The following is a 22,412-nucleotide window of genomic DNA, read 5'->3' as shown; positions in this document are numbered from 1 at the left end:
TTTTTAAGGAGCTCAGAGATGTCATCCACTAAAAGCTGGATCGGGCTATGGCCGTGCGCACTGATTATGAGCGTGCCGGGTCTGACACTCGCCAATGCAGATGTCGATAAACTCACCAAAGATCCGAAGAACTGGGCAATGCAGGCGGGCGATTTCTCGAACAAGCGCTATAGCGAATTGAAGCAGATCAACAGTCGCAACGTCAAGGATCTGCAGGTGGCGTGGACCTTTTCCACTGGTGTGTTGCGTGGTCACGAGGGGGGGCCGCTGGTCGTCGGCGACACCATGTACCTGCACAGCCCGTTTCCGAACAAAGTATTCTCGATCAGCCTTGCTGACCAAAGCCTCAATTGGAAATACGAACCTAAGCAGGACGCGGCCGTTATTCCGGTGATGTGCTGCGACACCGTCAACCGTGGGCTTGCCTTTGCCGAAGGGAAGATTTTCCTGCAGCAGGCCGACACTAATCTGGTGGCGCTCGACGCCAAGACTGGCAAGGAAATCTGGAAGGTCAAGAACGGCGATCCAAAGATCGGCGAGACCAATACGAATACGCCGCATGTGTTCAAGGACAAGGTCATCACCGGTATCAGCGGCGGCGAATTCGGCGTGCGAGGGCATGTGACCGCATATGACATCAACACCGGCAAGCAGGTCTGGAAGGCATACAGCGTCGGCCCCGATGAAGAAATGCTGATCGATCCCGAGAAGACAATGACCTGGACCGACGGCAAGATGGCGCCGGTAGGCAAGGATTCCTCGCTGAAGACATGGAAAGGCGACCAGTGGAAAGTAGGCGGCGGAACGACTTGGGGTTGGTATAGCTATGACCCGGCGCTGAACCTGATGTATTACGGCACCGGCAATCCGAGCACATGGAACCCGAGCCAGCGGCCGGGGGATAACAAGTGGTCGATGACCATCTTCGCCCGCGACGTCGATACCGGCAAGGCGAAATGGGCATACCAGATGACGCCGCATGACGAGTGGGACTTTGACGGCGTCAATGAAAACATCCTGGCCGATATCAAGATCAAGAACAAGCCGGTAAAGGCCTTGGTACACTTCGATCGCAACGGCTTTGCGTACACGCTCAACCGTGAGACGGGTGAATTGCTGGTAGCGGAAAAATACGATCCGAAGGTCAACTGGGCAACCCACGTCGACATGAAGACCGGGCGCCCGCAAGTGGTCGCCAAATACAGCACTCAGCAGAACGGTCCCGACGTCAATTCCAAGGGCATCTGCCCGGCAGCGCTGGGCACCAAGGACCAGCAGCCATCTTCGTACTCGCCTAAGACCGGGCTGTTTTATGTGCCGACCAACCATGTGTGCATGGACTATGAACCGTTCCAGGTCGACTATACGGCAGGCCAGCCTTATGTAGGTGCCACCTTGTCGATGTACCCTGCGATGGACAGCCATGGCGGTATGGGCAATTTCATCGCCTATAACGCGAGCACGGGAAAGATCGTCTGGTCCAAGCCGGAAAAATTCTCAGTGTGGAGCGGCGCGCTTTCGACGGCCGGCGACGTGGTGTTCTACGGCACGCTGGAAGGCCACATCAAGGCGGTCGACAATAACGGCAAGGAACTGTGGAGATTCAAGACGCCATCCGGGATCATCGGCAATGTCAATACATGGGAATACAAAGGCAAGCAATACGTCGGTGTACTTTCCGGCATTGGCGGCTGGGCAGGCATCGGCATGGCCGCCGGCCTGGAAAAGGATACGGATGGCCTGGGTGCGGTGGGCGGCTACAAGGAACTGTCCAAGTACACTGAACTGGGCGGCGTACTGACCGTGTTCGCACTGCCGGGCAAGCCGGGTAGCTAAGTCCGGGAAGACGATATCTATGATCTGTCGTTCTATGGTGTTTTTTCCTCTTGCATGTTTATGCATGTTTGCCGACAGCCCGGTCCCGGCCGGTCTGTCGGACTTTTTTTACCGGTTGGAAGGCTCGCAATGGGACCTACAGCGCCACGGATAGCAGTGATATTGTGGATAGCGGCCATGCTCGTCGCGTCTGGCATGGCGCAGGCGGCCGATGCAGCGCCGTACAAAGTGGTGGATGGCACCAAGGTGGATGCCAATACCCTAAAAGGCTGGCGCACCTGGCGCGCCGCCGCCTGCGAGCGCTGCCATGGGGCAAAGCAGGAAGGCCTGGTCGGTCCTTCACTGGTCAACAGCTTAAAAGTATTGTCGAAGGATGACTTCAAAAAGACCGTGTTGAAAGGCCGGCCGGAAAAAGGCATGCCGAATTTCGACGGCAGTCCGCAAGTCGTCGAGAACATCGATTTCCTGTACGCATATCTGAAAGGTCGGTCCGACGGCCAGATCCAGCCTGGACGCGTGACTGCAATTGAGGAATGAATACCATCGTGCCAATAATGACTCACTTAAAGCAGAATCACTCGAACCGACTGCCACGTGTCCGCGTGCTCCGGGCCGGGGTCGTTTTTGCGGCGGTCGCTATCGCAGCCGGTGTGTCGGCGCCAATGGCCAGCGCAGACGACAAAGACAAGGTTTTACGGGTCTGCCAGGACCCTAACAACCTGCCGTTCTCGAATCGTGACCTGATGGGTTTCGAAAACAAGATCGCCCAGTTGCTCGGACAGGAGCTCGGCTGGACGGTCGAATACACCTGGTACCCGCAACGTATGGGCTTTGTCCGCAACACGCTGCGGGCGAAAATTCCCGACTCGAACAAATATAAATGCGATCTGATCGTCGGCGTGCCGAAGGAATTTGAACTGGGAGCGACTACACGCCCCTATTATCGGTCCACCTATGAGATGGCCTACGTGAAGGGCAAGGGCTTCGACAGCATCAAGACACCTGCGGATTTGCTTGCGCTCGACCCCGAGCGGCGCAAGGCCTTGCGGCTCGGCGTATTCATAGGTTCCCCGGCCACCGATTGGCTGCTGCAGAACGGCATGATCGACCAGATCGTTTCCTATCAGTCGCAGACCGGCGATGAAAACCAATATCCCGGTCAAATCATTGAAAAAGACCTCGCTCAGGGAAAGATCGACTTTGCCTTCGCATGGGGGCCGATCGTTGCGTACTACGCTAAAAACTCTACCAGTGCGCCGATCGTGGCGATTCCATTCAAGCCGCAGCCTGACATCAAGTTCGATTTCAGCATTGCGATGGCGGTACGTCATGGCGACAAGGCATTCAAGGAGAAGATCGACCAGTTAATCGAAAAGAACCAGGAGAAAATCAACGTCATCCTCAGCAACTATGGCGTACCGATGGTCGACGAGCATGGTGACCTGCTGGTCTCGACCCTGCGGAGATAACCGGCGATGGTATCCACGCGGACTATTTGCATTATCTTTGTCGCCTATTTTCGGGAAACATCGATGAGCTGGTTTTCCGTCACGCGCCATGTATCGCGAAACTTCCTTCAGTGCATCTTTTTTCTGTGCGCATGCCTGTCTTCGACGGCAGCAATGGCGCAAGGAATTTCAGCTGCCGAACATTTGCTGTTCGAAACCAATCACATGCAAGGCATCCGTGTCCCGTCGACGCTGACCTATTCATATCGGAAGGAAGCGGCAGCGGAGGACGGTTTTGAAGACCAGGTTCAGATAGACATCAGCAGGATCAATCCGGACAACACCGTCGCGACGACGACCCGCTTTCTTTCCGGCGACCGGCAAGTGCCGATCCCTGCCATAGAGGAAGCGCACGGTAACCCGGCGGTGCTCGGCTTTCTGGAGCGCGACATCGTGGAAATGAAGCGACTCACCGGCGGCGCGTCCAGTTATTTTCGCAAGCGCATCCGCCTGGCATTGGCCGATGCGCGCGACTTGCGGCCGGTGCGCTTTCGCTACGCGGGGAGGGAAGTACAAGGTCAAGAGGTGAGCATCCAGCCCTATCTGAACGATCCCATGCGCCAGCGCTTTCCTGAATATGAGCACAAGAGTTACGTATTCGTATTCAGTCCCGAATTGCCCGGTGGCCTGTACCAGATAAGCAGTTCATCCGCGGACCCGGCAAAAAAGGAAAAATCCGGGATTGTCGAAACCCTTACGCTCATCAGGGAGCAGCCGTCGGGGAAAAAATAAGTCACTGCATTTTTGCTGGTATCCAACAGGGACACGTCTCCGCGGGCAATGCGAGAAGGCCAGGGTAGGTAAAAACCAAGCATCGCTGGTCGGAATGCCGCCGGCAATGTTGCCCGCTTCGGGCACGTTTCCTTAGTTGACGCTGAATGTCTGAGCATCGACATTGACCACCACTTTGTTGAGCGACGCCGGGACTATATCAATCTTCTTTTGCAGAAGATCGAGCACGAGTCCCGCCGGGTTGCAGCCAATCGATGCATGCAGTCCCGCGTAGGACATGGTCAATCGTGGGTAGATGCCAAGCACGACCGGTCCGGATTCCGTCAGGATAAAGTCGACAGACACATAGCCCCATAAGCCCGGAATCGCTTTGGCGATCTTGCCTGCAAGGCGATGGCATTCCGCGGCGCCGGTACGGATGCTGTTGACCGAAGTGCCAAGGTAATGGAACTGGCTGTTCATTACCGCGAAACGCTGCTCGTCGCAGCTTAGCAGGTGGGCGTCGCCACGGCAGCATAGTAGTGACAGACTGCACGGTTTACCGTGCAGGAATGGCTGCAGCACATACTGTTTTTCGTGGCTTTCGTTGATCCAGTCAAGCGCATTCTTGGCACTGTGAAATATCTGCGTCGTGTGGAATCCGACCCCGTCATCCGACTTGACAACCCAGGCACCGACATCTCCGGGCAAATCGTCGTGAGGCAGATAAGTGTCGATGACGCGTACGCCGGCACGAGCCAGACGATGCCCGGTTAGCAGCCTGCTGGATGCGACACGGACCGCACTGGCCCTGCTGCCCAAAAGAATGCGCTTGTTTCTGACGATCTTGCGCGACAGACGTTCGAGAATGCCCGCACATTCCGGCGCAACTGGCCAGACTGCATCCGACGCGCGGAGACAGTGGTTGAAACCGTTGTCGGTCAAGCCGTCAGTCGACACGACAAGCACCGACTCAGGCAGGTTTAATGCGGGCAGGCGTGGCTCGCGCGTCGTGATGACTTCAATGTCCGGCAGCCTGGTCAGATCAGAGATCAAGGCACAGAGCATGAAATCACCCTGATACACCAGGGGAGGCCGCATCGTTCGATCGAACAGGCCGCCCCCTGAGCCATACTCATATGCAAATATCTTCACGGTCGCCACCGCCAGTCTAAAACATTGTGATACAAGCAACGAATATGCCATCGTCAATTGGCGTCATCGGGTACGGTAGCCAGCCGTATGGCGTCATGCGGTGATGCATCTCAAGCGACACTACTGTCATCCGATTCCCTTGCGCTCCGGACATGCCGCCTGATGTTTTTATGGTGAAGAAAACCCTGGCAGCTGACTAAGGTCTAAGCAGATGCCGGATGCGAACGGTAAATAGTGTTGGTAAGTCCTGTAGACAAAGGTACAAGCCTTTCCTTTGTCCAAATACGCGCGAAGGCGATTCCAGATTTTTTTATTTCATGGCTCTATCCACTTTGCTGTTGGGGCGACTCCTGGCCGCCGCCGTTCAGTTTTCAGGTTTGCCTGCCATCGACGTTAGCGATCTGCCACCGATTGATGTCATCGATACAGGCGCCTTCCTTAAGGCGGTATGCCCGCAAAAGCCTGCGCGATGCGTCCCCATGATGGCGGCATTCGATACGCAGCACTATCGGATTGTCATTCGTGATTCGCTCAACATGGACGATCCTTCGCACAACTCATTTCTTGTTCATGAAATGGTGCATGTGCTGCAGTACAAAAGGGATGGCAGCACACGTTTCATGTCTTGCGAAGCAGTAATAGAAAGCGAACGGCAAGCCTTCAATGCGCAAAATCTTTACATGGAGTCGAACGGCTTGCTGCAGCGGGAAGGCAGCATGTTGCGCTACATGAAGTGTCCGCCGCCAAACAGGCCGGTCGGCGACAACAGTCCACCCTCATAGCGTAAGAGGATGGCAGGACAATATTACTGACATGGCGCCATGTCAGTAATGTGCGGCTTTGTCCGAATCCCGGATATTCAATCGCTGCAGCTTGCGGTACAAGGTGTTGCGGCTCATCTTGAGATTCTTCGCGACATTCGAAATATTCCAGTGGTGGTGATCCAGTTCTTGAATCAGCGCCTCGCGTTCGGCATTTTCAAGGGGATTCAAGCCGACAGACTGTTCGGCAGCCACATCATGGCCTTTTGTGAACTGCGCTGCCCCGCCGGCGAAATCCGCCGGCAAGTCTTTGATCGTCAATATCCGCGAGCTGCACAGCGCCAGCATGGTCCGCAGGTTATTGCGCAATTCGCGCAGATTGCCGGGCCAGTCATAATGCATCAAGGCATTGAGCAGTTCGTCATCGATCCCGAATTCGCCCGCCTCACCGCTTTCCCTTGCCAGGATATGCTTGATGAGCTCACGCTTGTCGGTGCGGTCGCGTAAGGGTGGAAGGGTAATCGCCAATCCATGCAGCCGGTAGTAAAGGTCTTCCCGGAATTCCTTCGCTTCAATTTTTTGCATCAGGTCGCAATGGGTGGCGCTGATCACCCTGATATCCACCTTCACCGGCGTGTTGCTGCCCAGCGGCAGGACTTCTCTTTCTTCCAGCACTCTCAGCAGACGGGCCTGCAGCAGGATCGGCATATCGCCGATTTCATCCAGAAAGAGTGTGCCGCCGTCCGCCTGGAACAATTTTCCGCGCTGGCCTTCACGGCTCGCTCCGGTAAAGGCACCCGACTTGTAGCCGAACAGTTCACTCTCGATCAACGATTCTGGTATCGAGGCGCAGTTGATCGCAATAAATGGCTTGTGCGCGCGGCTGCCGGACTGATGCATGGCCTTGGCAAACCATTCCTTGCCGGAGCCGGTCTCGCCATATAGCAGAACAGCGACATCGCGCTCCAGCACGCGTTGGGCCAACCTGATGTTGGCTTGCATGGCGGGGTCCCCAAACTGCAATTCGTCCAGCGGAGTACGGTGTCCTTCGGGTAGCGTCGTCTCGGGTTTTTGCTTGGTGCGCGGCACCGCCATCGGGCGCGACGCACGTACCGCAGGTTCAGGCGAATAGGCGACCGCGTAAAAGCGGCCGCCGCGCCTGACATCGAAGATCGGAACGGGGTGAAATCCCTTGCCCAAGCTGTTTTCCATCAGCACCGGCAACGATGCATTGAACAACTGGCCTATCTGCAGCCCGCAAATATCCGCAGGCGCCGGAATGTCGAGCTGGAACCGCGCCGTGCGGGATGCGCCAAGCACGATGCCATCGGAGTTGAAGGCGATCAGCCCTTCATTCAGCGTGCCGACGAATTCCGGCCTGCCGTGGAAGTGCACAATGTAGTCATTGCGGAACTGGCGCTGGAATACCCGGTTCTCGATCATGTGTACCGACATGTTGACCAGGACCAGCGTGTGCTGTTGGGCGAGCCGCGCCTCGCCGGACGCGTCAAGGGCGGCCACGATGTCGCCCCGGTCATTGTAGATGGGCGCGGCGGCACAGGTAATGCTGGTGTTCCGCGTCAGGTAATGCTCATCACGGTGAACGATAAGCGGCCGGTTTTCACACAGGCAGGTGCCCATGCCGTTAGTGCCTTGTACCGATTCGCTCCAGACCGCACCCTGCATCAGTCCCGTCCGGGACGCGGCATGCGTAAAGCTCGGGTCGCCAAAGTAATTCAGGACGACCCCATCGCGGTCGGTGAGCATGATCGCGTACCCGGAACCGGACAACTGCTGGTAGAGATTTGCCATCTCGATGCTGGCGACTTCCAGGACATCAGCAATGCGCTCCTGCCGCTCCTGCAACTCGGTGCGGCCGATCACGACAATGTCATGACCGCTTCCCGGGTCGAGATGGTATTCCTTGAAGCATCTGATCCATGACTTCGTAATCTGATTCTTTACGTCAGCGCCGCCATTAAGCCGCATTCCGTGCTGAACAGCCGAGTGCACGCGCCGAATATGGTTGACATCTAACCCCGACATTGGCGTCTCCTATCAGGTAGTTCCCGGCGGGGTTTTTTACCCTCTTGCGGCTACCCGTGTCTCATCCTCTCCTTATTTCTTTTATTCGTCTTTTGCCGTCAAGCAGTGTTAACGGAATGCTTGCAGTGGCCTGTTTTTTGCTCATTGCCTCTATAAGGCAGACGACAAGGTACCGCCGCCAGTGTAGTTATTGCATCGTACGCGCTTCCGTTTGTAGAGAGCCCGGTCGGTGGCCGGCAAGGTGGCACGGACAAGCGCCCGAACGCACAACAATTTGACAGGAAAACTGTGCAGCACACTGAACACTGAAAACCAAGACTGATACAAATCTGAACAGCATCGGCCGGGTAAATAAGTTAAGTGCGATGGCCGTTCTTAACCTTCGCACCAAATTCGTAAATCGATATTGACGTGGAGCAGAACAGTTAATAGCGATCTCGCGGTTATTGCCGCCTGCAAACTTCGTACGACAAAACGGTACTCACAGACAGGTTAGTGTATTGCGGGCCGCGCCAGGCACGCAAACATGAATTTGAAACAGATAGAAACACATGGACTCTCATACATCAAGGAGCAGAACATGGACGTACGTGCGGCTGTTGCACATCAGGCAGGCCAACCGCTGACCATCGAAACCGTACAACTTCAGGGCCCGCGGTCCGGCGAAGTACTGGTCGAAATCAAGGCGACCGGCATTTGCCATACCGATGCCTTTACCTTGTCCGGCGAAGATCCCGAGGGGCTTTTTCCGGCCATCCTCGGCCATGAGGGCGCGGGTGTGGTCGTCGACGTAGGACCGGACGTGCGTTCGCTGAAGAAAGGCGATCATGTCATTCCGCTGTATACGCCAGAATGCCGTCAGTGCGAATACTGCCTGTCACGCAAGACCAACCTTTGCCAGGCAATCCGCGCGACACAGGGCAAGGGAAAAATGCCGGACGGCTCCAGCAGGTTCAGCCTGAATGGCAGTGAATTGTTCCATTACATGGGCACGTCCACTTTTGCCAACTATACCGTGGTACCTGAGATCGCATTGGCAAAGATCCGCGAGGACGCCCCCTTCGACAAGGTGTGCTATATCGGCTGCGGCGTAACGACCGGCATCGGCGCGGTGCTCTTTACGGCAAAGGTGGAGGAGGGCGCGAAGGTGGTGGTATTCGGGCTGGGCGGGATTGGGTTGAATGTAATCCAGGGCGCTCGCCTGGCAGGCGCTGACATGATCGTCGGTGTCGACATCAATCCTGGCCGCACCGCGCTGGCGGAAAAATTCGGCATGACCCACTTCGTCAATCCCAAGGAAGTGGACGGCGACATTGTTTCCTACCTGGTAAACCTGACCAAGGGTGGCGCCGACTACACGTTTGAATGCGTCGGCAATGTCAACCTCATGCGCCAGGCGCTCGAATGCTGCCACAAAGGCTGGGGCGTCAGCACCATCATCGGTGTGGCCGGGGCCGGACAGGAAATCTCGACCAGGCCGTTCCAGCTGGTCACGGGACGCGTCTGGAAAGGCAGCGCATTCGGTGGCGCACGGGGACGTACCGATGTGCCGCGCATCGTCGACTGGTACATGGACGGCAAGATCAACATCGACGACCTGATCACGCACGTGATGCCGCTCGAAAAAATCAACGATGCGTTCGACCTCATGCATGAAGGAAAATCGATCCGTTCCGTTGTCACGTTCTAACGACGTGGTGGGCTGGCATTCGTTCGCCGTTGCGGTCGGTTCATGCGTCGGACGAATGCTGTAGCAAGCAGGCAATTGCAGCAAAGGTTTGCAGCACCTGATCGCAGCACCTGGTTTAACAATTCTGGTAACCGTTACACCGTTGTTTCAAGAAACCCAACGAAGGAGCCAACATGATCACGCTTTATGACTTTGAGCTTTCCGGAAGCTGCTACAAGATCCGGATGTTCATGAACATCCTCGATCTGTCTTACAAAACGATCCCGGTCGACTTCGTCAACAAGGAGCATAAGACAGACAAATACACGGCCCTCAATGCATTCGGCGAAATCCCTATCCTGGACGACGACGATCTGCGCTTGCGCGATGCGCAGGCCATCATGGTTTATCTCGCCAAAAAATACGACAAGAGCAACCAATGGTATCCGGACGACGCCAGGTCGATGGGATTGATCCAGCAATGGCTGTCCACCGGTGGCGGCGAGATCATGAATTCCGCTGGCGCGCGCCTGGTGAAGATATTGAACTATCCGCTTGACCTGGAAAAACTGCAGGCCGGTGCCAGGCGCGTCTTCAAGATCATGGACGATCATCTGGCAGACAGGGATTTCCTCGAACTGGGGCACCCGACGATTGCCGACATTGCCTGCTTCCCGTACACCGCGATGGCAGGTGAAGGCGGTATCGACCTTGCACCTTATCCGAATATCCTGAAATGGATTGGGAACATGAAGCGCATGCCCGGCTTTATCACGATGCCGGGAATCCCGGCCGCAGCGTGATCAGCGCATGAGCGTACGGCCGGCGTCCCATGGCTACCGGCCGGTCTCCGGGCTTCATGCAGTCGCTGCCCATGCCCACGGTCCCAACCCGATAGAAGGAGGAGCGCCATCGTTCCTGTCACGAACACCGCAGCTGTCGCCACGAAAATCGACATGGAGCAGCGTGCGGTATCTCCACGCTCGCAGCCGCTCTTCATCCAGGGACTGAACAAGTCTTTCGGTAACCGGAAAGCGCTCGACAACATCAGCCTGAGCGTATTCGAAGGCGAGTTCGTCGCCTTGCTCGGCCCCAATGGGGCGGGCAAGACCACCTTGTTCCAGATCCTTTCCGGATTGTTTACTGCGGATGCGGGAGGCGCCGCGGTGTTCGGGGCCGAGATATCGACCGCCCCTTTGCCGGCACTGGCCCAGATCGGCATCGTGTTCCAGCAGCCCGCCATCGACCTCGACCTCTCGGTCAGGTCCAACCTGCAATTCCAGGCCGACCTGCATGGCATCGCGCGCGCCGATGCGCGACACCGCATTGCTCACTGGCTCGGACGTTTCGGACTGGCCGATCGGGCCGGCGATCCGGTGCGCGCCCTGTCGGGCGGCAATCGCCGCAGGGTGGAACTGGCGCGCGCCTTGCTCTCCAATCCGCGCCTTTTGCTGATGGACGAAGCAACCGTCGGCATCGATCCGGCGTCGCGCATCCGGATCTTGTCCGATGTACACGCCTTATGTCATGAGCAAGGCCTCGGTGTGTTGTGGGCCACGCATCTGGTGGATGAAGCCGAGGCGGCCGACCGCATAGTGGTGTTATCGAAAGGGCAGATCAGGTTCGACGGCACGCCGGTCGAATTGAAGGGCCGGCGTGGACATGGAAACATGACCGATGCCTTCCTGGAGCTGACGCAGTGACATGAATCGTGTGCACTATCCTTCGTGAACAAAACGGGAGACCGAGCATGGCAAAGTACCTGGGGATGTTGATGGCGGCCACGGCCTTCGTGCTCGCGTCGGTGCCCGCATGGTCATCCAGCGGCGCGGTCTTCATCTCAAGCGAAAAGGACAATACGATCACCGTACTGGACGGCAAGACGCAGCAGCAGATCGGCGTGATCAAGACATGCAAGCGTCCGCGCCACATGCAATTCACTCCGGACCGCAAGCGACTCATTGCCGCTTGCGGTGACGACGGCAGCGCAGTGGTGGTTGACGTCGAGAGCAGGAAGGTGGTCGACAAGGTCGCGCTGGAACAGGGCGCGGAAATCTTCGACGTATCCCGCGACGGTAAAACGCTTTATTTTTCCAATGAAGACGAGGCAACGATCGTCGGTATCGATCTCGTCACTAAAAAGATCGTCAAGGAAATAAAGGTCGGTGAAGAGCCCGAGGGCGTGCTGATCGCGGCCGATGGCAAAAGCCTGTATGCCGCTTCCGAGGTCGCCAGCCTGGTGCATGTCATTGACCTGTCGAACGGCAAGGTCATCAAGAATGTCCCGGTGGGCAAGCGGCCGCGCCGCCTCATGCTGACACCGGATGGAAAGGAGCTCTGGGTCACCAATGAACTCGGCGCGTCCGTCAGCGTGATCCGGACGTCCGACTATGCCGTCACCGACACCATCAAGTTCGAGCCCAAGGGCTTTCGCCCGGACAATGTGACGCCGGTCGGGATGGCGATGTCGAGCGACGGCAAGACCGCTTTCGTCACTTTGGGCAGGGCCAACCATGTGGCTATCGTCGACGTGGCGACAAAAACCGTGAAGAAAATGGTGTTGGTAGGAAAACGCGCCTGGGGCGTCGCGCTGGCACGCGACAATAGCCTGTTATATGTCACCAATGGCCTGTCGGATGACGTGTCGGTGGTGGACGTGGCAAGCGGTCGTGCGATCAAATCGGTCAAGGTCGGGCGTGTACCGCATAGTGTGGTGATCGATGATTAAGCGCACCGGCCATCAGCCCGTACGCCGCCTGCTGCAGGCCATTTTCGCTTGCCTGTTTGCCTGCATGGGCGTGACCGCGCAGGCGCGCGAGCTGAGCATCGCGGTGGTGTCCGATCCTGCCGACCCGCGTTATGACGCTACGCGGCTGGACAAGAATTACCCCGGGCAGCCGCTTGGCCGGCCAAGGGCGGGAGCGGCATTGGCCATTGCGGAATCGGAATTCAGCCTTCGGCAGGCGGGCCTGCAGGTGAGCCTGGTCGACGTTGAGGTTGACAACATCGAAGACGCACATGCCAAGATCGATGCGCTCGCAAAGAAGGGCGTCGCACATTTTCTGCTCGATCTTCCCGGTCCCGCGATGGAAGAATTAAGCAAGGCCATCCAGCCTGGCAATGTGCTGATGTTCAATGTATCGGCGCCCGATGCAAGGCTGAGACGCGCCGCATGCAACGCGCAGTTTTTTCATACCCTGCCGGATGAAACCATGCGCGCAGACGCGATGGCGCAGTTCCTCGTTGCACGCAAATGGAACCGGGTGCTGCTCCTTTCCGGCACCTTGCCCGCTGATCAGGCGATGGCCGCAGCGGTACAGAATGCGATTAAGCGCTATGGGCTCAAGCTGGTCGCCAGCAAAGCCTTCAAGCTGTCCAACGATCCGCGCGAACGGGACATGGCGAATGTGGCATTGCTCACGGCCGGCATCGATACGGACGTGATCTGGGTAGTGGATAGTGACGGCGAGTTTGCGCGCGATGTGCCCTACCATACCGTGTTGCCGCGCCCGGTGGTAGGCAGTTCCGGCCTGGTGGCCGAGGGCTGGCATTCCTCGTGGGAGCGGAATGGGGCGCCGCAACTGAACCGCCGCTTCAGAAAGGCTGCGCGCCGGCCAATGGCCAGCGAAGATTGGGCAGCCTGGATGGCGACCAAGGCGATCATCGATGTCGCGCTCAGGGTGCCGGATGCGCGCGAGCACCGCAATGCCTTACGCAGCCAGGAACTTGTTCTGGACGGATTCAAGGGAGCGCGCCTGTCGTTCCGCCCTTGGGACCAGCAATTACGCCAGCCAGTGTTTCTAGCGCATGGCGGCATTGGGGGCGGCATTGCCGGCGCAGCGCCATTCGAAGGTTTCCTGCACCCGAAAAATAATCTCGACACGCTGGGCGCCGATGAAAAGGAATCGCCCTGCCGGCTGGGAGAAGTGCCGGCAGCGCCTGGCAAAGCAAAATAAGGAGATGAACATTGAAAACCGCGCATGCCTTGCTTGCCTTGCGGGCGATTGCCGGCCGCGAAGTGCATAAGTTCCTGCGCCAGCCCGGGCGCCTGGTATCGTCGATGGTGCGGCCCGCACTTTGGCTGGTGGTATTCGCCGCCGGCTTCCAGAACGTATTCGGAGTGGCGATCATTCCGCCCTACGATACCTATGTCGAATACCGCGTCTACCTGCTGCCGGGCCTGGTGATGATGGTGTGCCTGTTCAATGGCATGCAGTCGTCGCTGGCGATGGTGTATGACCGCGAGATGGGCGTGATGCGGCTGCTGCTCACCGCGCCGTTGCCGCGAACCTATCTGCTAGCCTGCAAGCTTGCTGCGGGCACTTTCCTGTCCGTGCTGCAAGCGATAGCCTTCATCGTACTGGCCCTGCTGTTCGGCGTCGATCTGGGTATTGTCCAGATCCTCGCTGGCCTGCCTGTCATCGTGCTTGGCGCCTTGATGCTGTGCGCCTTTGGTCTGGTGCTGTCGGTCTACATCAAGCAATTGGAAAATTTCGCGGGGACGATGAACTTCGTGATCTTTCCGATGTTCTTTCTATCGTCGGCCCTGTATCCGCTATGGAAGATCCGCGAATCAGGAGCAGAGTGGATCTATAGGCTCGCCAGCCTGAATCCCTTCACGCACGCGGTGGAAGCCTTGCGCTTTGCGCTGTACGGGCAAGTTGAGCCGGCATCGCTGGCGGTGGTCGCCCTCTGCACGGCAGTGTTTTATGCGATGGCTTTGGTCGGGTACAACCCGCAAGGAAGCCTGATCAAGGCGGCACGGCCCGCTTGAGCGTGCTTTCGCGCTCGCTTATTTAAGCTGTCCATCCACGAAGCGCTTCGAATTGGCGTCGGTACGAAACAGGATAGGTTGTTCCATCTTCCGCGCAGCCTGCTCTGCCTGCTTGCGCTGCGTCTGCAAGACAATCGCTTCCAACTCGCCATGGTGGGGCGACTTGCTGCATACCGGATCCGCGTTTTCCGCGGCCCCGGTCAACGCATACGCCTGACAGCGGCAGCCGCCAAAATCCTTCGTCTTTTCCGGGCAGGAGCGGCACGGCTCGCGCATCCATCCATCGCCCCGGTAGCGGTTAAAGGCTTCGCTGTGATACCAGATGTCATGCAGGCTGTGTTGCGTGACGTTCGGGAATTCGAGCCCGGGCAGGGTGCGCGCCGCATGGCAAGGGAGGGCAACACCGTCGGCGGCGATGGCAAGGAACACGCCGCCCCAGCCATTCATGCAAGCTTTTGGACGGTTTTCGAAATAATCGGGTACCACGAACAGAATGCGCAGCCTGTTGCCGAACCGGGCGCGATACTCGCTGACGACCGCTTCGGCCCGTTGCAATTGTTCCTTGCTTGGGAGCAGATGATCGCGGTTGGCAAGACCCCAGCCGTAGTATTGCGTATTGGCCAACTCCAGGTATTCCGCCCCCATTTCCAGCGCCATGTCGATGATGCGGCCGACATGGTCGAGGTTATACCGGTGCAGTACCACATTCAGGACCATTGGGTAATCGTACTGCTTGATCAGGCTGGCGACGCGCGATTTCAGCGCGAAGGTCTTAGTGCTGGACAGGAAGTCGTTCATCTCCTTGGTGGAGTCCTGGAACGACAGCTGGATGTGATCGAGGCCGGCCTGCCGCATCCCTGCGATGCGCGCTTCGTTCAGTCCGACGCCGGACGTGATGAGGTTGGTGTAATAGCCAAGCCGGCGCGCTTCGCCAATCAGCTCTTCCAGGTCTTCGCGCACCAGCGGTTCGCCGCCGGAGAAGCCGACCTGAGCGGCACCCAGCGCACGTGCCTGCCGCATGACGTCGATCCATTGGGCAGTGCTCAATTCGGAGTCCTTTGTTGCGTAGTCCAGCGGGTTATAGCAATACACGCAGTGCAAGGGACAGCGGTAGGTGAGTTCCGCCAGCAGCCAGAGCGGTGGCGCAAGGGCATGGACAGCGGCGCCCTGCGCGCGCTTCGTGGATTCCGTGGATTGAATCGTCTGTACAGCCTCGTTGCGTGATTCAGACAAGCCAGCCTCGCTCGGTTGCGGTACGCAGGAAGGCCCTGACATCTTGTTCCAGTCCTGCGGTGGAGAACGATTGTTCCAGGTCCGTCACGATATGGACGATGTCGCGTTCGCCGTTGCAGCGCTTCAAGATTTCCGCCGCGCTCTGGTTCAGCTTTACCATCCCCTCCGGATACAGCAGCACGTAGTTGCCCTGCGCTTCTTCCCACTGAAAGCGGAACAGGCGCGAGAGCTGGGGCTTGTCGGGAACGTCGTTCATCGTCTCTCCTGTCGTCCTGTCATTGCGTCCTAAGGAAATGCCTTGTCGACTGCGTCAAGCATCGCCCACAGAATATCGAGCTTGAACTGCAGGATATCCAGCGCGCGTTCCTGCTGTGCCCGGCTGGTGAAATGATCCAGCGTCACCTGCAAACCATGCTCGACATCGCGTTCGGCAAGGGCGATACGGCTGCGGAAATACTGCAAGCCTTCCTGGTCGATCCAGGGATAATGGTGCGGCCAGTTGGCAAGCCGGTCTTGATGGATTTTCGGCGCAAACATTTCGGTCAGCGACGAGCATACGGCTTCCTGCCATGGTGCGGTCCTGGCGAAATTGACATAGGCATCCACCGCAAAGCGCACACCGGGCACCACTGACCGCAGCGACCATAATTGTTCGCGCTCTATGCCGACCGCGGTGCCAAGGCGGGCCCACGCTTCAATGCCGCCTTCGCCGTCCCCAAAGCCGTCATGGTCAAGTATGCGCAATACCCATTTGCGCCGCATCTCGCGGTCCGGACAGTTGGCGAGGATCGCCGCGTCCTTTTGCGGGATTCTGAGCTGGTAGTAAAACCGGTTGGCCACCCAGCCGCGAATCTGCTCGGGTTCAAGCTGGCCGCTGTTCATCCGGCGATTGAACGGATGATGAATGTGATAACCGGCACCCTTGGCGCGCAATTGTTCCTCAAACTCGGCGCGACTCCATGCTGCCTTCGTCTTCGTCTCTACGACCGCGCTCATAAGTTGATCTCCATCCCGTCGCAGGCAACTTCGATGCCGTGCCGCGCAAGCGTCGCCCGTTCGGCGGAATCTTCATCGAGTATCGGGTTCGTGTTATTGATATGGATGAGGATTTTGCGGCGGGATTCGAGCGCGTCCAGAACTTCAATCATTCCGCCGGGGCCGGACAGATGAAGGTGTCCCATATCGGCTGCCGTCTTGCCCGACAATCCCATTCGGATCATTTCATCGTCGGTCCACATCGTGCCGTCCACCAGCACGCAGTCTGCGCTGCGCATGGCTGTTTCAATGTGCGGCTCGATTTCGCCAAGACCCGGCGCGTAAAAGAGGATCCGCCCGGTTGCCATATTTTCGATAAGCAGTCCGCAATTGTCGTCGGGCTGTGGACATTGTCGATGCGGCGAATAGGGCGGCGCCTTGCTCTTCAATGCCAAGGCGCTAAAGCGGATGCCTTCAATGTCCGGTATGGTGAAGCGCCTGGCGGAACCGGCAGCGTCCTGAGCGTCGACCGGGTGCCACTGGACGCCGCAGTAATGCATCAGCACCGATGCCACGGGCAAGCCCTTGTTCAGGTCTTCCCAGACCGATGCCGTGCAATACAGCGGCAAGCGCTTGCCCTCGCGCAGCATCAGCAGTCCAGCGACATGGTCAATCTGCGCATCCATCAGCATCACCGCCGCGATCCCGGTATCGCGACTGGCGCGTCCTGGCTGCAGTGCCGGCGTCGCACGGATCTGCACCAATATGTCGGGAGATGCATTGACGATGACCCAATTCATGCCATCTGCGGAAACGGCGATGGATGATTGGGTGCGCGGAACGGCCCGGACTGTTCCCTTGCGGATGCCGTCACAGTTGCGGCAATTGCAGTTCCATTGCGGGAACCCACCGCCAGCCGCGGAGCCCAGGATATGTATCTTCATTCAGTGGCGGATCCCCGAAAAAGCGCGCGGCGATCCGCTTCACGGCCGCCGCGCTACCGTGGCATGTACTAGCTTAGCGATTGGCAATATACATCGTGATTTCAAAGCCGAAACGTAAATCGGTAAATTGAGGTGTGGTCCATTGCATGGCTTTCTCCTTGCATGTTAGATGAGGACGGTCGGATACATCCGCACCGATGAGCTCCGCTCCGTACGCGCTCCGCGCTGCGTCGATCCAGGGCAGTCAACCAACTACGCAATGTTTATGCCGAAGCCAATACCTCTATCGTTACCGCTTCCGTTCCATGAGGGATATCTCCCGGTAGGCGGCGGGCACAGGCTTTACTTCGCGCAATACGGCAACCCCAATGCACCCGCCTCCCTCGTATTGCATGGCGGCCCGGGCAGCGGCTGCAAGCTTTCCATGCTGGATTGGTTCGACCTCTCGCAAGATCAGGTCGTTTTGTTTGACCAGCGCGGCGCGGGCAGGAGCCTGCCGGCGGGCGCGACAGACAATAACCAGACAGGCGACCTGATAGAGGACATTGAACGTCTACGCATGCGATTACAACTGTCCAGCTTCCTGCTTGTCGGAGGCTCCTGGGGAGCGATGCTTGCCCTGTGTTATGCGGGCCGCTATCCGGAAGCCGTTCATGGCCTGGTGATGAGAGGCGCGTTTCTTGCAACAAGAATGGAATTGGACTGGTTTTTTCAATCCCTGAAAGCATTAGTGCCGGCCGCATGGGAGCGCTTGACCGCCGGATGGAACATATTGCAGAAGCGGAATGTGCTCCAAACCCTGACGGTGATGTTACAAAGTGTCTCATCGGAGGAACAGCAGGATGCAGCACGCCGATGGGGGGAATACGAAGAGGCGGTGTTGCAGGCAATGATGGGAAACGGGCCTGTGCCGGTGGACTTCGATCCTCGCTGGGTCGGTAAATACCGTGTGCAAGCCCATTACATCAGTAATGCCTGCTTCACCAATACGCGGTCACTTTTCCGTTGCGCGCGGCGGACGGCGGCAATACCGGCCATCCTGCTGCATGGCACGCATGACTGGATCTGTCCGCCTTGCAATGCACTGCGGCTGACCCGCTGTATGCCCCATGCCGATTTACGCTGGATCACAAGGGGAACGCACACACCATCGGATCCGACAGTGAGAGAGGCGCTGCGGAAGGCAATCCGGGATTTGCGCAAGACGGAATGACGGACGCTATGCCACGGGTGGGTTGCACAGAAGAAGCGATAGGGAAAAATGCCTGTAGTCGGATTGCAATTGGTTTGTGACTCACTAATAAGTAATTGTTCAACTTGGAGGTTGCCGTGAAAACCTTTATCCAGTTGGTAGCAGCATCAATACTGACAATCAGCACAGCAGGCGTGCCGTTGACCGTCCAGGCACAGGACAAGGCCGCACCGGAAAAAGATGAATCGAAGATGGATGCGAAGGGCGTGCAAGGTAGTACGTCAACGCAAAGCGGTAAGGATCCGGCTGACGCTTCCAGTTCTTCATCGGGCAGCTCATCAGACAGCTCATCGGGAAGTTCATCAGGCAGCTCATCGGGTGATTCATCAAACAGCTCATCGGGCAGCTCGAAGGCTGGCGAGGAAAGCGCCGGAAATTCTTCTGGCGGTGCGACAGTATCGAGGGATGAATCGAAGTCCGACCCGAAAGGCATACCGGGCAGCCCCACGACACAAAGCGGCGAAAATCCGGCTTCGAAGTAGTGAACGGATGGAGCGAAGGCGCTTCATCGAATTTCAAGCGAACCGGTATCCAAAGGCGTAGCGGTGATACGCTGCGAGAACGTCATGTTTTTGCCGCCGAGCTTCACTTGCAGGGTCCCCCTGGTCTGTCCGTTCCACTTTTCCCAGAGCGCCGTCCCTGTCGTGCCATTGCTGCCATCGCATAAAAGCGTATAGGCAACCTTGTCCGCACTGCGGCTTTCGTTGCCAAGCCGGCATCCGCGCAGCGAGGAATGCGTCAGGATCGGAAACGCATTCGGCAGCTCGCCAGGCATCAAACAGCGCTTCTCGCGGGTAATGGTGTGACGAAGATTTTCTTCGAGGTGCGGCATCACGGTTTCGGTCAGCACCTCGTGCGGTCTGCAGGCTGGCGGTTCGGCAAGCAGCGGCAGGGCGGTCAATGCCAGGCCGATCGTCAACGCCATGTGACCGCCGGCCGTCGTGATAGTACCCATTGTCAGCCCGCCCGGTATTGGCCGAGCATCGCCGATGCATGTGCCGGCGCTGCGGAGCCCTCCAGCAATTGCGGATAACGCGACAAGAGTTGATGGTGTATCTGCTGCACTGGAGCACTGTCCAATGTGCGCGGCCGGGGCAATGGGATCTCATAGTCCAGGATGACATGGGACGGCCGCGCGGAAAAAAACAAGATGCGATCGGCAAGGCTGATGGCTTCCTGCAGGCTATGCGTAACAAACAAGACCGTAGGCGAGGTGCGCTGCCACAGATCGAACAGCAACTGGCGCAGTTGCTCGGCGGTGGGCGCGTCCAGCGACTGGAAAGGCTCGTCCATCAATAGCAGGTCGGGATCGATAATGAAGGCGCGCAGCAGTGCCACGCGCCGGCACATGCCCGCTGAAAGCTGGCTGGGGAACATGCCGCCGAAGTCCTTTAGCCCGACCAGTTCCAGCAAATGCCGGACCTGCGCATCGTCGTCCACGGCATTGCGCCGGCCCGCATAAGGCCTCAGCACCAGGTCGATGTTTTGCTGGACGGTCAGCCACGGCATCAGGCGCGGCTCCTGGAACATGAAACCGGTCCTGAACCGGTGCTGCTGTGCATCGCCAGTTTTGGCGGAAATATCGCCATCCACTGCGGGATCGAGTCCGGCGATCAGGCCAAGCAGCGTGCTCTTCCCCGCGCCCGAAGGGCCGACGATGGCAAGGAATTCGCCGGGCCGGGCATCGAAGGACATGTCCTTGATCGCGCACACGCCATTGGTAAAGGTCTTGCTGCGGATATTGACGGAAAGTGAAATCATGTGCGCCACCGGGTCAGGCGGGACGCGAGCGGATGAAACAGCAATGCTTCGATCGCGAAGATCACCAGAATAAAGGCAAGCGTATAGGCGAGGATGTTCGTGATATCGAAGAAATGGAAAAAGCTGCCCAACTGAAATCCGATGCCGTCGCTGCGCCCCAGCAGTTCCACCACCAGCACGATTTTCCAGATCAGCGACAAGCCGTTGCGGGCCGACGCGAACAGGTAGGGATAAAGCTGCGGCAGGTAGACGGAAAAAAAAGTATCGCGCCTCGAGAGCCGGTAGACGCTGGCGACTTGCAGCAGTTGCGTGTTAATCGCCCGTGCGCCTTCACGGATCGTCACCGTCACCATTGGAATCTTGTTGACTGTCACGGCGATGATTGCGGCAGTTTCCGTCAGGCCGAACCAGACATAACACAGGATGATGGTGACCAACGCCGGGATGTTCATGCCGAGAATGATGAGAACATCCAGCCGGTTGTCCCAGTGGCGGAAACTTCCCATCAGGATGCCAAGTGCGACGCCAACCAGCATCGCAAGGATGAAACTGATCGTTACCCTGGAAAGCGTCATGCCGAGATGGAAAAGCAACTCGCCGGCGTAAAGCTCTTGCCAAAGTGCCCGCAGCACGTTTTGCGGCGAGGGAAGGGCCTTGCTGTCCAGTCCGAGCGCGAGCACTTCCCAGACGCAGAGCAAGACAAGCACGGACAGTACCCGCGGCCATCCGTCGTGTAGCCACGCTCGGTCAGGTTTTGGCGACCTTAGCACTCCGGTAGTTGAAAGTTCGGCCAAAATGTCCCCGGTGTCAATTGAGTAGAGTTGCCGACCAGTTGCTTGCCGCCCACTTCCGCCAGGACCTGAAAGGTCTTGCTGACCGCGTCCATGGTCTGCCGGTCGGAGCAGGCTGGAATCCCTTCGCGGAACCCTTTGACGAGTGCCTTGAAAATACCTTCCGATTCAGCACGCATCTTCGGGCGTAGCCTGGTCCATTCGTCATCCGAATTCGCCAGCAGCGTCTTGGCCTCGTAGGAGGCGGCGAGGAAGCCTTTTACCGTGTCCCGATTGTTTGCCGCCCAGTCGTCGCGGAAAATCCAGCCGATCAGCGGAATCGGCCGGTCAATACCCAATCCGCTCAATATCTGCGGCATGGTGATCAGGGGACGCATCCCATTGGCTTCCAGCCGCGCGGCGTAATGCCAGTAGTTGAGTGCGCCATCCACCTGGTCCCGTAATGCAAGCTCGTTAAGCAAGGGAGGCGCGGCAAAAGTCGGCTTTACCAGCTTCGCGAGGTCGGTATTGAATTGCCGTTGTGCATACGCGCGTAGCAAGACCCATGTTTTGTCGTTCGGGCCGCCGGCGATGCCCAGTTTCTTGTCCTTTAAATCGACCAGATTCTGATATGGGCTGCTGTTTTTGACCATCAATGATCCGACTGCATTGGAGAAGGGGACGAACGCATACGGCTTCGCTTCGGCGCGCTGGCGGGAAACCCAGATCCAGTCAGAAACGATGATATCCACTGCGCCACCCTGCAATGCGATGGTGGAGGCATCGCCCGAGGCCAGTCGAACCTCGACCAGTTCGATGCCATGCTTGCGTGTAAGTCCATGGGCCTGCATCACGTCAAGCTCCCAATTGACGGAACCGAATTCCAGTACGCCGACGCGTACCTTCTTCATTGCCTGGTCGTCGGCATATGCGATGCAGGCCAACATGGCGAGCAAGGCCGCGACGATGTACCTTATTAAATGCCGATAGAACATAGGAGCGTCCACGCCGGACATG

24 protein-coding genes are annotated in these 22,412 nt (G+C 57.8%); 13 read left to right on the top strand and 11 right to left on the bottom strand.

The features are described 5' to 3' along the window. Nucleotides 1-66 precede the first annotated feature (66 nt). The 4 genes from ASE07_RS23880 (at nt 67) to ASE07_RS23865 (ending at nt 4,076) form a co-directional block, all read left to right on the top strand. Nucleotides 67-1,836: a methanol/ethanol family PQQ-dependent dehydrogenase gene (locus ASE07_RS23880; RefSeq protein WP_200961016.1), complete on the top strand. Its 1,770-nt coding sequence runs from the start codon at nt 67-69 to the stop codon at nt 1,834-1,836. A 177-nt stretch (nt 1,837-2,013) separates the two neighbouring features. Next, on the top strand, nt 2,014-2,373 hold the full coding sequence (locus ASE07_RS23875) for a c-type cytochrome (RefSeq protein ID WP_235548590.1): 360 nt from the start codon (nt 2,014-2,016) through the stop codon (nt 2,371-2,373). 17 nt (nt 2,374-2,390) lie between these two features. Continuing rightward, nucleotides 2,391-3,305 carry a quinoprotein dehydrogenase-associated putative ABC transporter substrate-binding protein gene (locus tag ASE07_RS23870; protein ID WP_082584447.1) on the top strand — a complete coding sequence of 305 codons (915 nt, stop codon included), beginning with the start codon at nt 2,391-2,393 and terminating at the stop codon, nt 3,303-3,305. 63 nt (nt 3,306-3,368) lie between these two features. Further along, the gene (locus ASE07_RS23865) at nt 3,369-4,076 is read left to right on the top strand and encodes a hypothetical protein (RefSeq protein ID WP_057293312.1); all 708 of its coding nucleotides are present in this window, start codon (nt 3,369-3,371) and stop codon (nt 4,074-4,076) included. Between the two features lie 132 nt (nt 4,077-4,208). On the opposite strand, the gene ASE07_RS23860 is transcribed toward ASE07_RS23865, so the two are convergent. After that, nucleotides 4,209-5,210, bottom strand: coding sequence for an ATP-grasp domain-containing protein (locus ASE07_RS23860; protein WP_162256943.1), 1,002 nt, complete (start codon nt 5,208-5,210; stop codon nt 4,209-4,211). Between the two features lie 317 nt (nt 5,211-5,527). Here ASE07_RS23860 and ASE07_RS23855 point away from each other — a divergent pair, with 317 nt between their 5' ends. Continuing rightward, nucleotides 5,528-5,992 (top strand): hypothetical protein, encoded by a 465-nt coding sequence (locus tag ASE07_RS23855; protein ID WP_057293310.1) that lies wholly within the window; start codon nt 5,528-5,530, stop codon nt 5,990-5,992. A gap of 42 nt (nt 5,993-6,034) precedes the next feature. Here the strand turns inward: ASE07_RS23855 and ASE07_RS23850 are convergent, their stop codons facing one another. Further along, on the bottom strand, nt 6,035-8,017 hold the full coding sequence (locus ASE07_RS23850) for a sigma-54-dependent Fis family transcriptional regulator (RefSeq protein WP_057293309.1): 1,983 nt from the start codon (nt 8,015-8,017) through the stop codon (nt 6,035-6,037). Between the two features lie 580 nt (nt 8,018-8,597). Between ASE07_RS23850 and ASE07_RS23845 the strand changes: the two genes are divergently transcribed. From ASE07_RS23845 to ASE07_RS23820, 6 genes are all read left to right on the top strand, one after another. Further along, entirely contained in the window at nt 8,598-9,707 is a 1,110-nt protein-coding gene (locus ASE07_RS23845; RefSeq protein ID WP_057293308.1) for an S-(hydroxymethyl)glutathione dehydrogenase/class III alcohol dehydrogenase, read from the top strand. Nucleotides 9,708-9,880: 173 nt separating this feature from the next. Further along, nucleotides 9,881-10,489, top strand: a complete 609-nt coding sequence (locus tag ASE07_RS23840; protein WP_057293307.1) for a glutathione S-transferase — start codon at nt 9,881-9,883, stop codon at nt 10,487-10,489. Nucleotides 10,490-10,642: 153 nt separating this feature from the next. Continuing rightward, a complete protein-coding gene (locus ASE07_RS23835; RefSeq protein WP_057293306.1) occupies nt 10,643-11,389 on the top strand; it encodes an ABC transporter ATP-binding protein in 747 nt (248 codons plus the stop codon). 47 nt (nt 11,390-11,436) lie between these two features. Further along, a complete protein-coding gene (locus ASE07_RS23830) occupies nt 11,437-12,414 on the top strand; it encodes a PQQ-dependent catabolism-associated beta-propeller protein (protein WP_057293305.1) in 978 nt (325 codons plus the stop codon). Further along, nucleotides 12,407-13,642, top strand: coding sequence for an ABC transporter substrate-binding protein (locus ASE07_RS23825; protein ID WP_057293304.1), 1,236 nt, complete (start codon nt 12,407-12,409; stop codon nt 13,640-13,642). Before ASE07_RS23830 ends, ASE07_RS23825 begins: the two co-directional genes overlap by 8 nt. An 11-nt stretch (nt 13,643-13,653) precedes the next feature. Then, nucleotides 13,654-14,460, top strand: coding sequence for an ABC transporter permease (locus tag ASE07_RS23820; RefSeq protein WP_057293303.1), 807 nt, complete (start codon nt 13,654-13,656; stop codon nt 14,458-14,460). Between the two features lie 18 nt (nt 14,461-14,478). Here ASE07_RS23820 and pqqE read toward each other — a convergent pair whose 3' ends face one another. The 5 genes from pqqE to pqqA all read right to left on the bottom strand — a co-directional run bounded on the left by pqqE (nt 14,479) and on the right by pqqA (nt 17,760). Then, nucleotides 14,479-15,693, bottom strand: a complete 1,215-nt coding sequence (gene pqqE / locus ASE07_RS23815) for a pyrroloquinoline quinone biosynthesis protein PqqE (RefSeq protein ID WP_442946123.1) — start codon at nt 15,691-15,693, stop codon at nt 14,479-14,481. Next, nucleotides 15,686-15,949, bottom strand: coding sequence for a pyrroloquinoline quinone biosynthesis peptide chaperone PqqD (gene pqqD, locus ASE07_RS23810; RefSeq protein WP_057293302.1), 264 nt, complete (start codon nt 15,947-15,949; stop codon nt 15,686-15,688). Before pqqD ends, pqqE begins: the two co-directional genes overlap by 8 nt. A gap of 29 nt (nt 15,950-15,978) precedes the next feature. Continuing rightward, on the bottom strand, nt 15,979-16,689 hold the full coding sequence (pqqC, locus tag ASE07_RS23805; protein WP_057293301.1) for a pyrroloquinoline-quinone synthase PqqC: 711 nt from the start codon (nt 16,687-16,689) through the stop codon (nt 15,979-15,981). Next, entirely contained in the window at nt 16,686-17,612 is a 927-nt protein-coding gene (gene pqqB / locus ASE07_RS23800; RefSeq protein WP_057293300.1) for a pyrroloquinoline quinone biosynthesis protein PqqB, read from the bottom strand. Before pqqB ends, pqqC begins: the two co-directional genes overlap by 4 nt. A gap of 73 nt (nt 17,613-17,685) precedes the next feature. Then, nucleotides 17,686-17,760, bottom strand: coding sequence for a pyrroloquinoline quinone precursor peptide PqqA (gene pqqA / locus ASE07_RS28425; RefSeq protein WP_082584446.1), 75 nt, complete (start codon nt 17,758-17,760; stop codon nt 17,686-17,688). Between the two features lie 117 nt (nt 17,761-17,877). Between pqqA and ASE07_RS23795 the strand changes: the two genes are divergently transcribed. Together ASE07_RS23795 and ASE07_RS29530 are read left to right on the top strand one after the other, a co-directional pair. Further along, nucleotides 17,878-18,825 (top strand): alpha/beta fold hydrolase, encoded by a 948-nt coding sequence (locus ASE07_RS23795; protein WP_162256942.1) that lies wholly within the window; start codon nt 17,878-17,880, stop codon nt 18,823-18,825. 116 nt (nt 18,826-18,941) lie between these two features. Next, complete coding sequence (locus tag ASE07_RS29530; RefSeq protein WP_200961011.1) at nt 18,942-19,346, top strand: hypothetical protein; 405 nt, start codon at nt 18,942-18,944, stop codon at nt 19,344-19,346. Nucleotides 19,347-19,369: 23 nt separating this feature from the next. Here ASE07_RS29530 and ASE07_RS23785 read toward each other — a convergent pair whose 3' ends face one another. Genes ASE07_RS23785 through ASE07_RS23770 form a run of 4 tightly spaced genes read right to left on the bottom strand, consistent with a single transcriptional unit; the run spans nt 19,370 to nt 22,411 of the window. Continuing rightward, nucleotides 19,370-19,819: a hypothetical protein gene (locus ASE07_RS23785; RefSeq protein WP_057293297.1), complete on the bottom strand. Its 450-nt coding sequence runs from the start codon at nt 19,817-19,819 to the stop codon at nt 19,370-19,372. Between the two features lie 2 nt (nt 19,820-19,821). Further along, on the bottom strand, nt 19,822-20,625 hold the full coding sequence (locus ASE07_RS23780) for an ABC transporter ATP-binding protein (RefSeq protein WP_057293296.1): 804 nt from the start codon (nt 20,623-20,625) through the stop codon (nt 19,822-19,824). Continuing rightward, a complete protein-coding gene (locus ASE07_RS23775; RefSeq protein ID WP_200961010.1) occupies nt 20,622-21,332 on the bottom strand; it encodes an ABC transporter permease in 711 nt (236 codons plus the stop codon). The genes ASE07_RS23780 and ASE07_RS23775 overlap by 4 nt, the downstream gene beginning before the upstream one ends. Nucleotides 21,333-21,388: 56 nt before the next feature. Beyond that, nucleotides 21,389-22,411, bottom strand: a complete 1,023-nt coding sequence (locus ASE07_RS23770; protein WP_200961009.1) for an ABC transporter substrate-binding protein — start codon at nt 22,409-22,411, stop codon at nt 21,389-21,391. Between the last annotated feature and the right edge of the window lies 1 nt (nt 22,412).

Source organism: Noviherbaspirillum sp. Root189 (assembly GCF_001428545.1).
Classification (GTDB): domain Bacteria; phylum Pseudomonadota; class Gammaproteobacteria; order Burkholderiales; family Burkholderiaceae_D; genus Noviherbaspirillum.
Note: the sequence above shows the minus strand (reverse complement) of the source record. Positions and strands in the feature narration are given on the sequence as shown.

Coding starts and splice junctions, on each gene's coding strand:
- ASE07_RS23880 (WP_200961016.1), top strand. CDS start 67: ATGAGCGTGCCGGGTCTGACACTCGCCAATGCAGATGTCGATAAACTC.
- ASE07_RS23875 (WP_235548590.1), top strand. CDS start 2,014: ATGCTCGTCGCGTCTGGCATGGCGCAGGCGGCCGATGCAGCGCCGTAC.
- ASE07_RS23870 (WP_082584447.1), top strand. CDS start 2,391: ATGACTCACTTAAAGCAGAATCACTCGAACCGACTGCCACGTGTCCGC.
- ASE07_RS23865 (WP_057293312.1), top strand. CDS start 3,369: ATGAGCTGGTTTTCCGTCACGCGCCATGTATCGCGAAACTTCCTTCAG.
- ASE07_RS23855 (WP_057293310.1), top strand. CDS start 5,528: ATGGCTCTATCCACTTTGCTGTTGGGGCGACTCCTGGCCGCCGCCGTT.
- ASE07_RS23850 (WP_057293309.1), bottom strand. CDS start 8,017: ATGTCGGGGTTAGATGTCAACCATATTCGGCGCGTGCACTCGGCTGTT.
- ASE07_RS23845 (WP_057293308.1), top strand. CDS start 8,598: ATGGACGTACGTGCGGCTGTTGCACATCAGGCAGGCCAACCGCTGACC.
- ASE07_RS23840 (WP_057293307.1), top strand. CDS start 9,881: ATGATCACGCTTTATGACTTTGAGCTTTCCGGAAGCTGCTACAAGATC.
- ASE07_RS23835 (WP_057293306.1), top strand. CDS start 10,643: ATGGAGCAGCGTGCGGTATCTCCACGCTCGCAGCCGCTCTTCATCCAG.
- ASE07_RS23830 (WP_057293305.1), top strand. CDS start 11,437: ATGGCAAAGTACCTGGGGATGTTGATGGCGGCCACGGCCTTCGTGCTC.
- ASE07_RS23825 (WP_057293304.1), top strand. CDS start 12,407: ATGATTAAGCGCACCGGCCATCAGCCCGTACGCCGCCTGCTGCAGGCC.
- pqqD (WP_057293302.1), bottom strand. CDS start 15,949: ATGAACGACGTTCCCGACAAGCCCCAGCTCTCGCGCCTGTTCCGCTTT.
- pqqC (WP_057293301.1), bottom strand. CDS start 16,689: ATGAGCGCGGTCGTAGAGACGAAGACGAAGGCAGCATGGAGTCGCGCC.
- pqqB (WP_057293300.1), bottom strand. CDS start 17,612: ATGAAGATACATATCCTGGGCTCCGCGGCTGGCGGTGGGTTCCCGCAA.
- ASE07_RS23795 (WP_162256942.1), top strand. CDS start 17,878: ATGCCGAAGCCAATACCTCTATCGTTACCGCTTCCGTTCCATGAGGGA.
- ASE07_RS23785 (WP_057293297.1), bottom strand. CDS start 19,819: ATGGGTACTATCACGACGGCCGGCGGTCACATGGCGTTGACGATCGGC.
- ASE07_RS23780 (WP_057293296.1), bottom strand. CDS start 20,625: ATGATTTCACTTTCCGTCAATATCCGCAGCAAGACCTTTACCAATGGC.
- ASE07_RS23770 (WP_200961009.1), bottom strand. CDS start 22,411: ATGTCCGGCGTGGACGCTCCTATGTTCTATCGGCATTTAATAAGGTAC.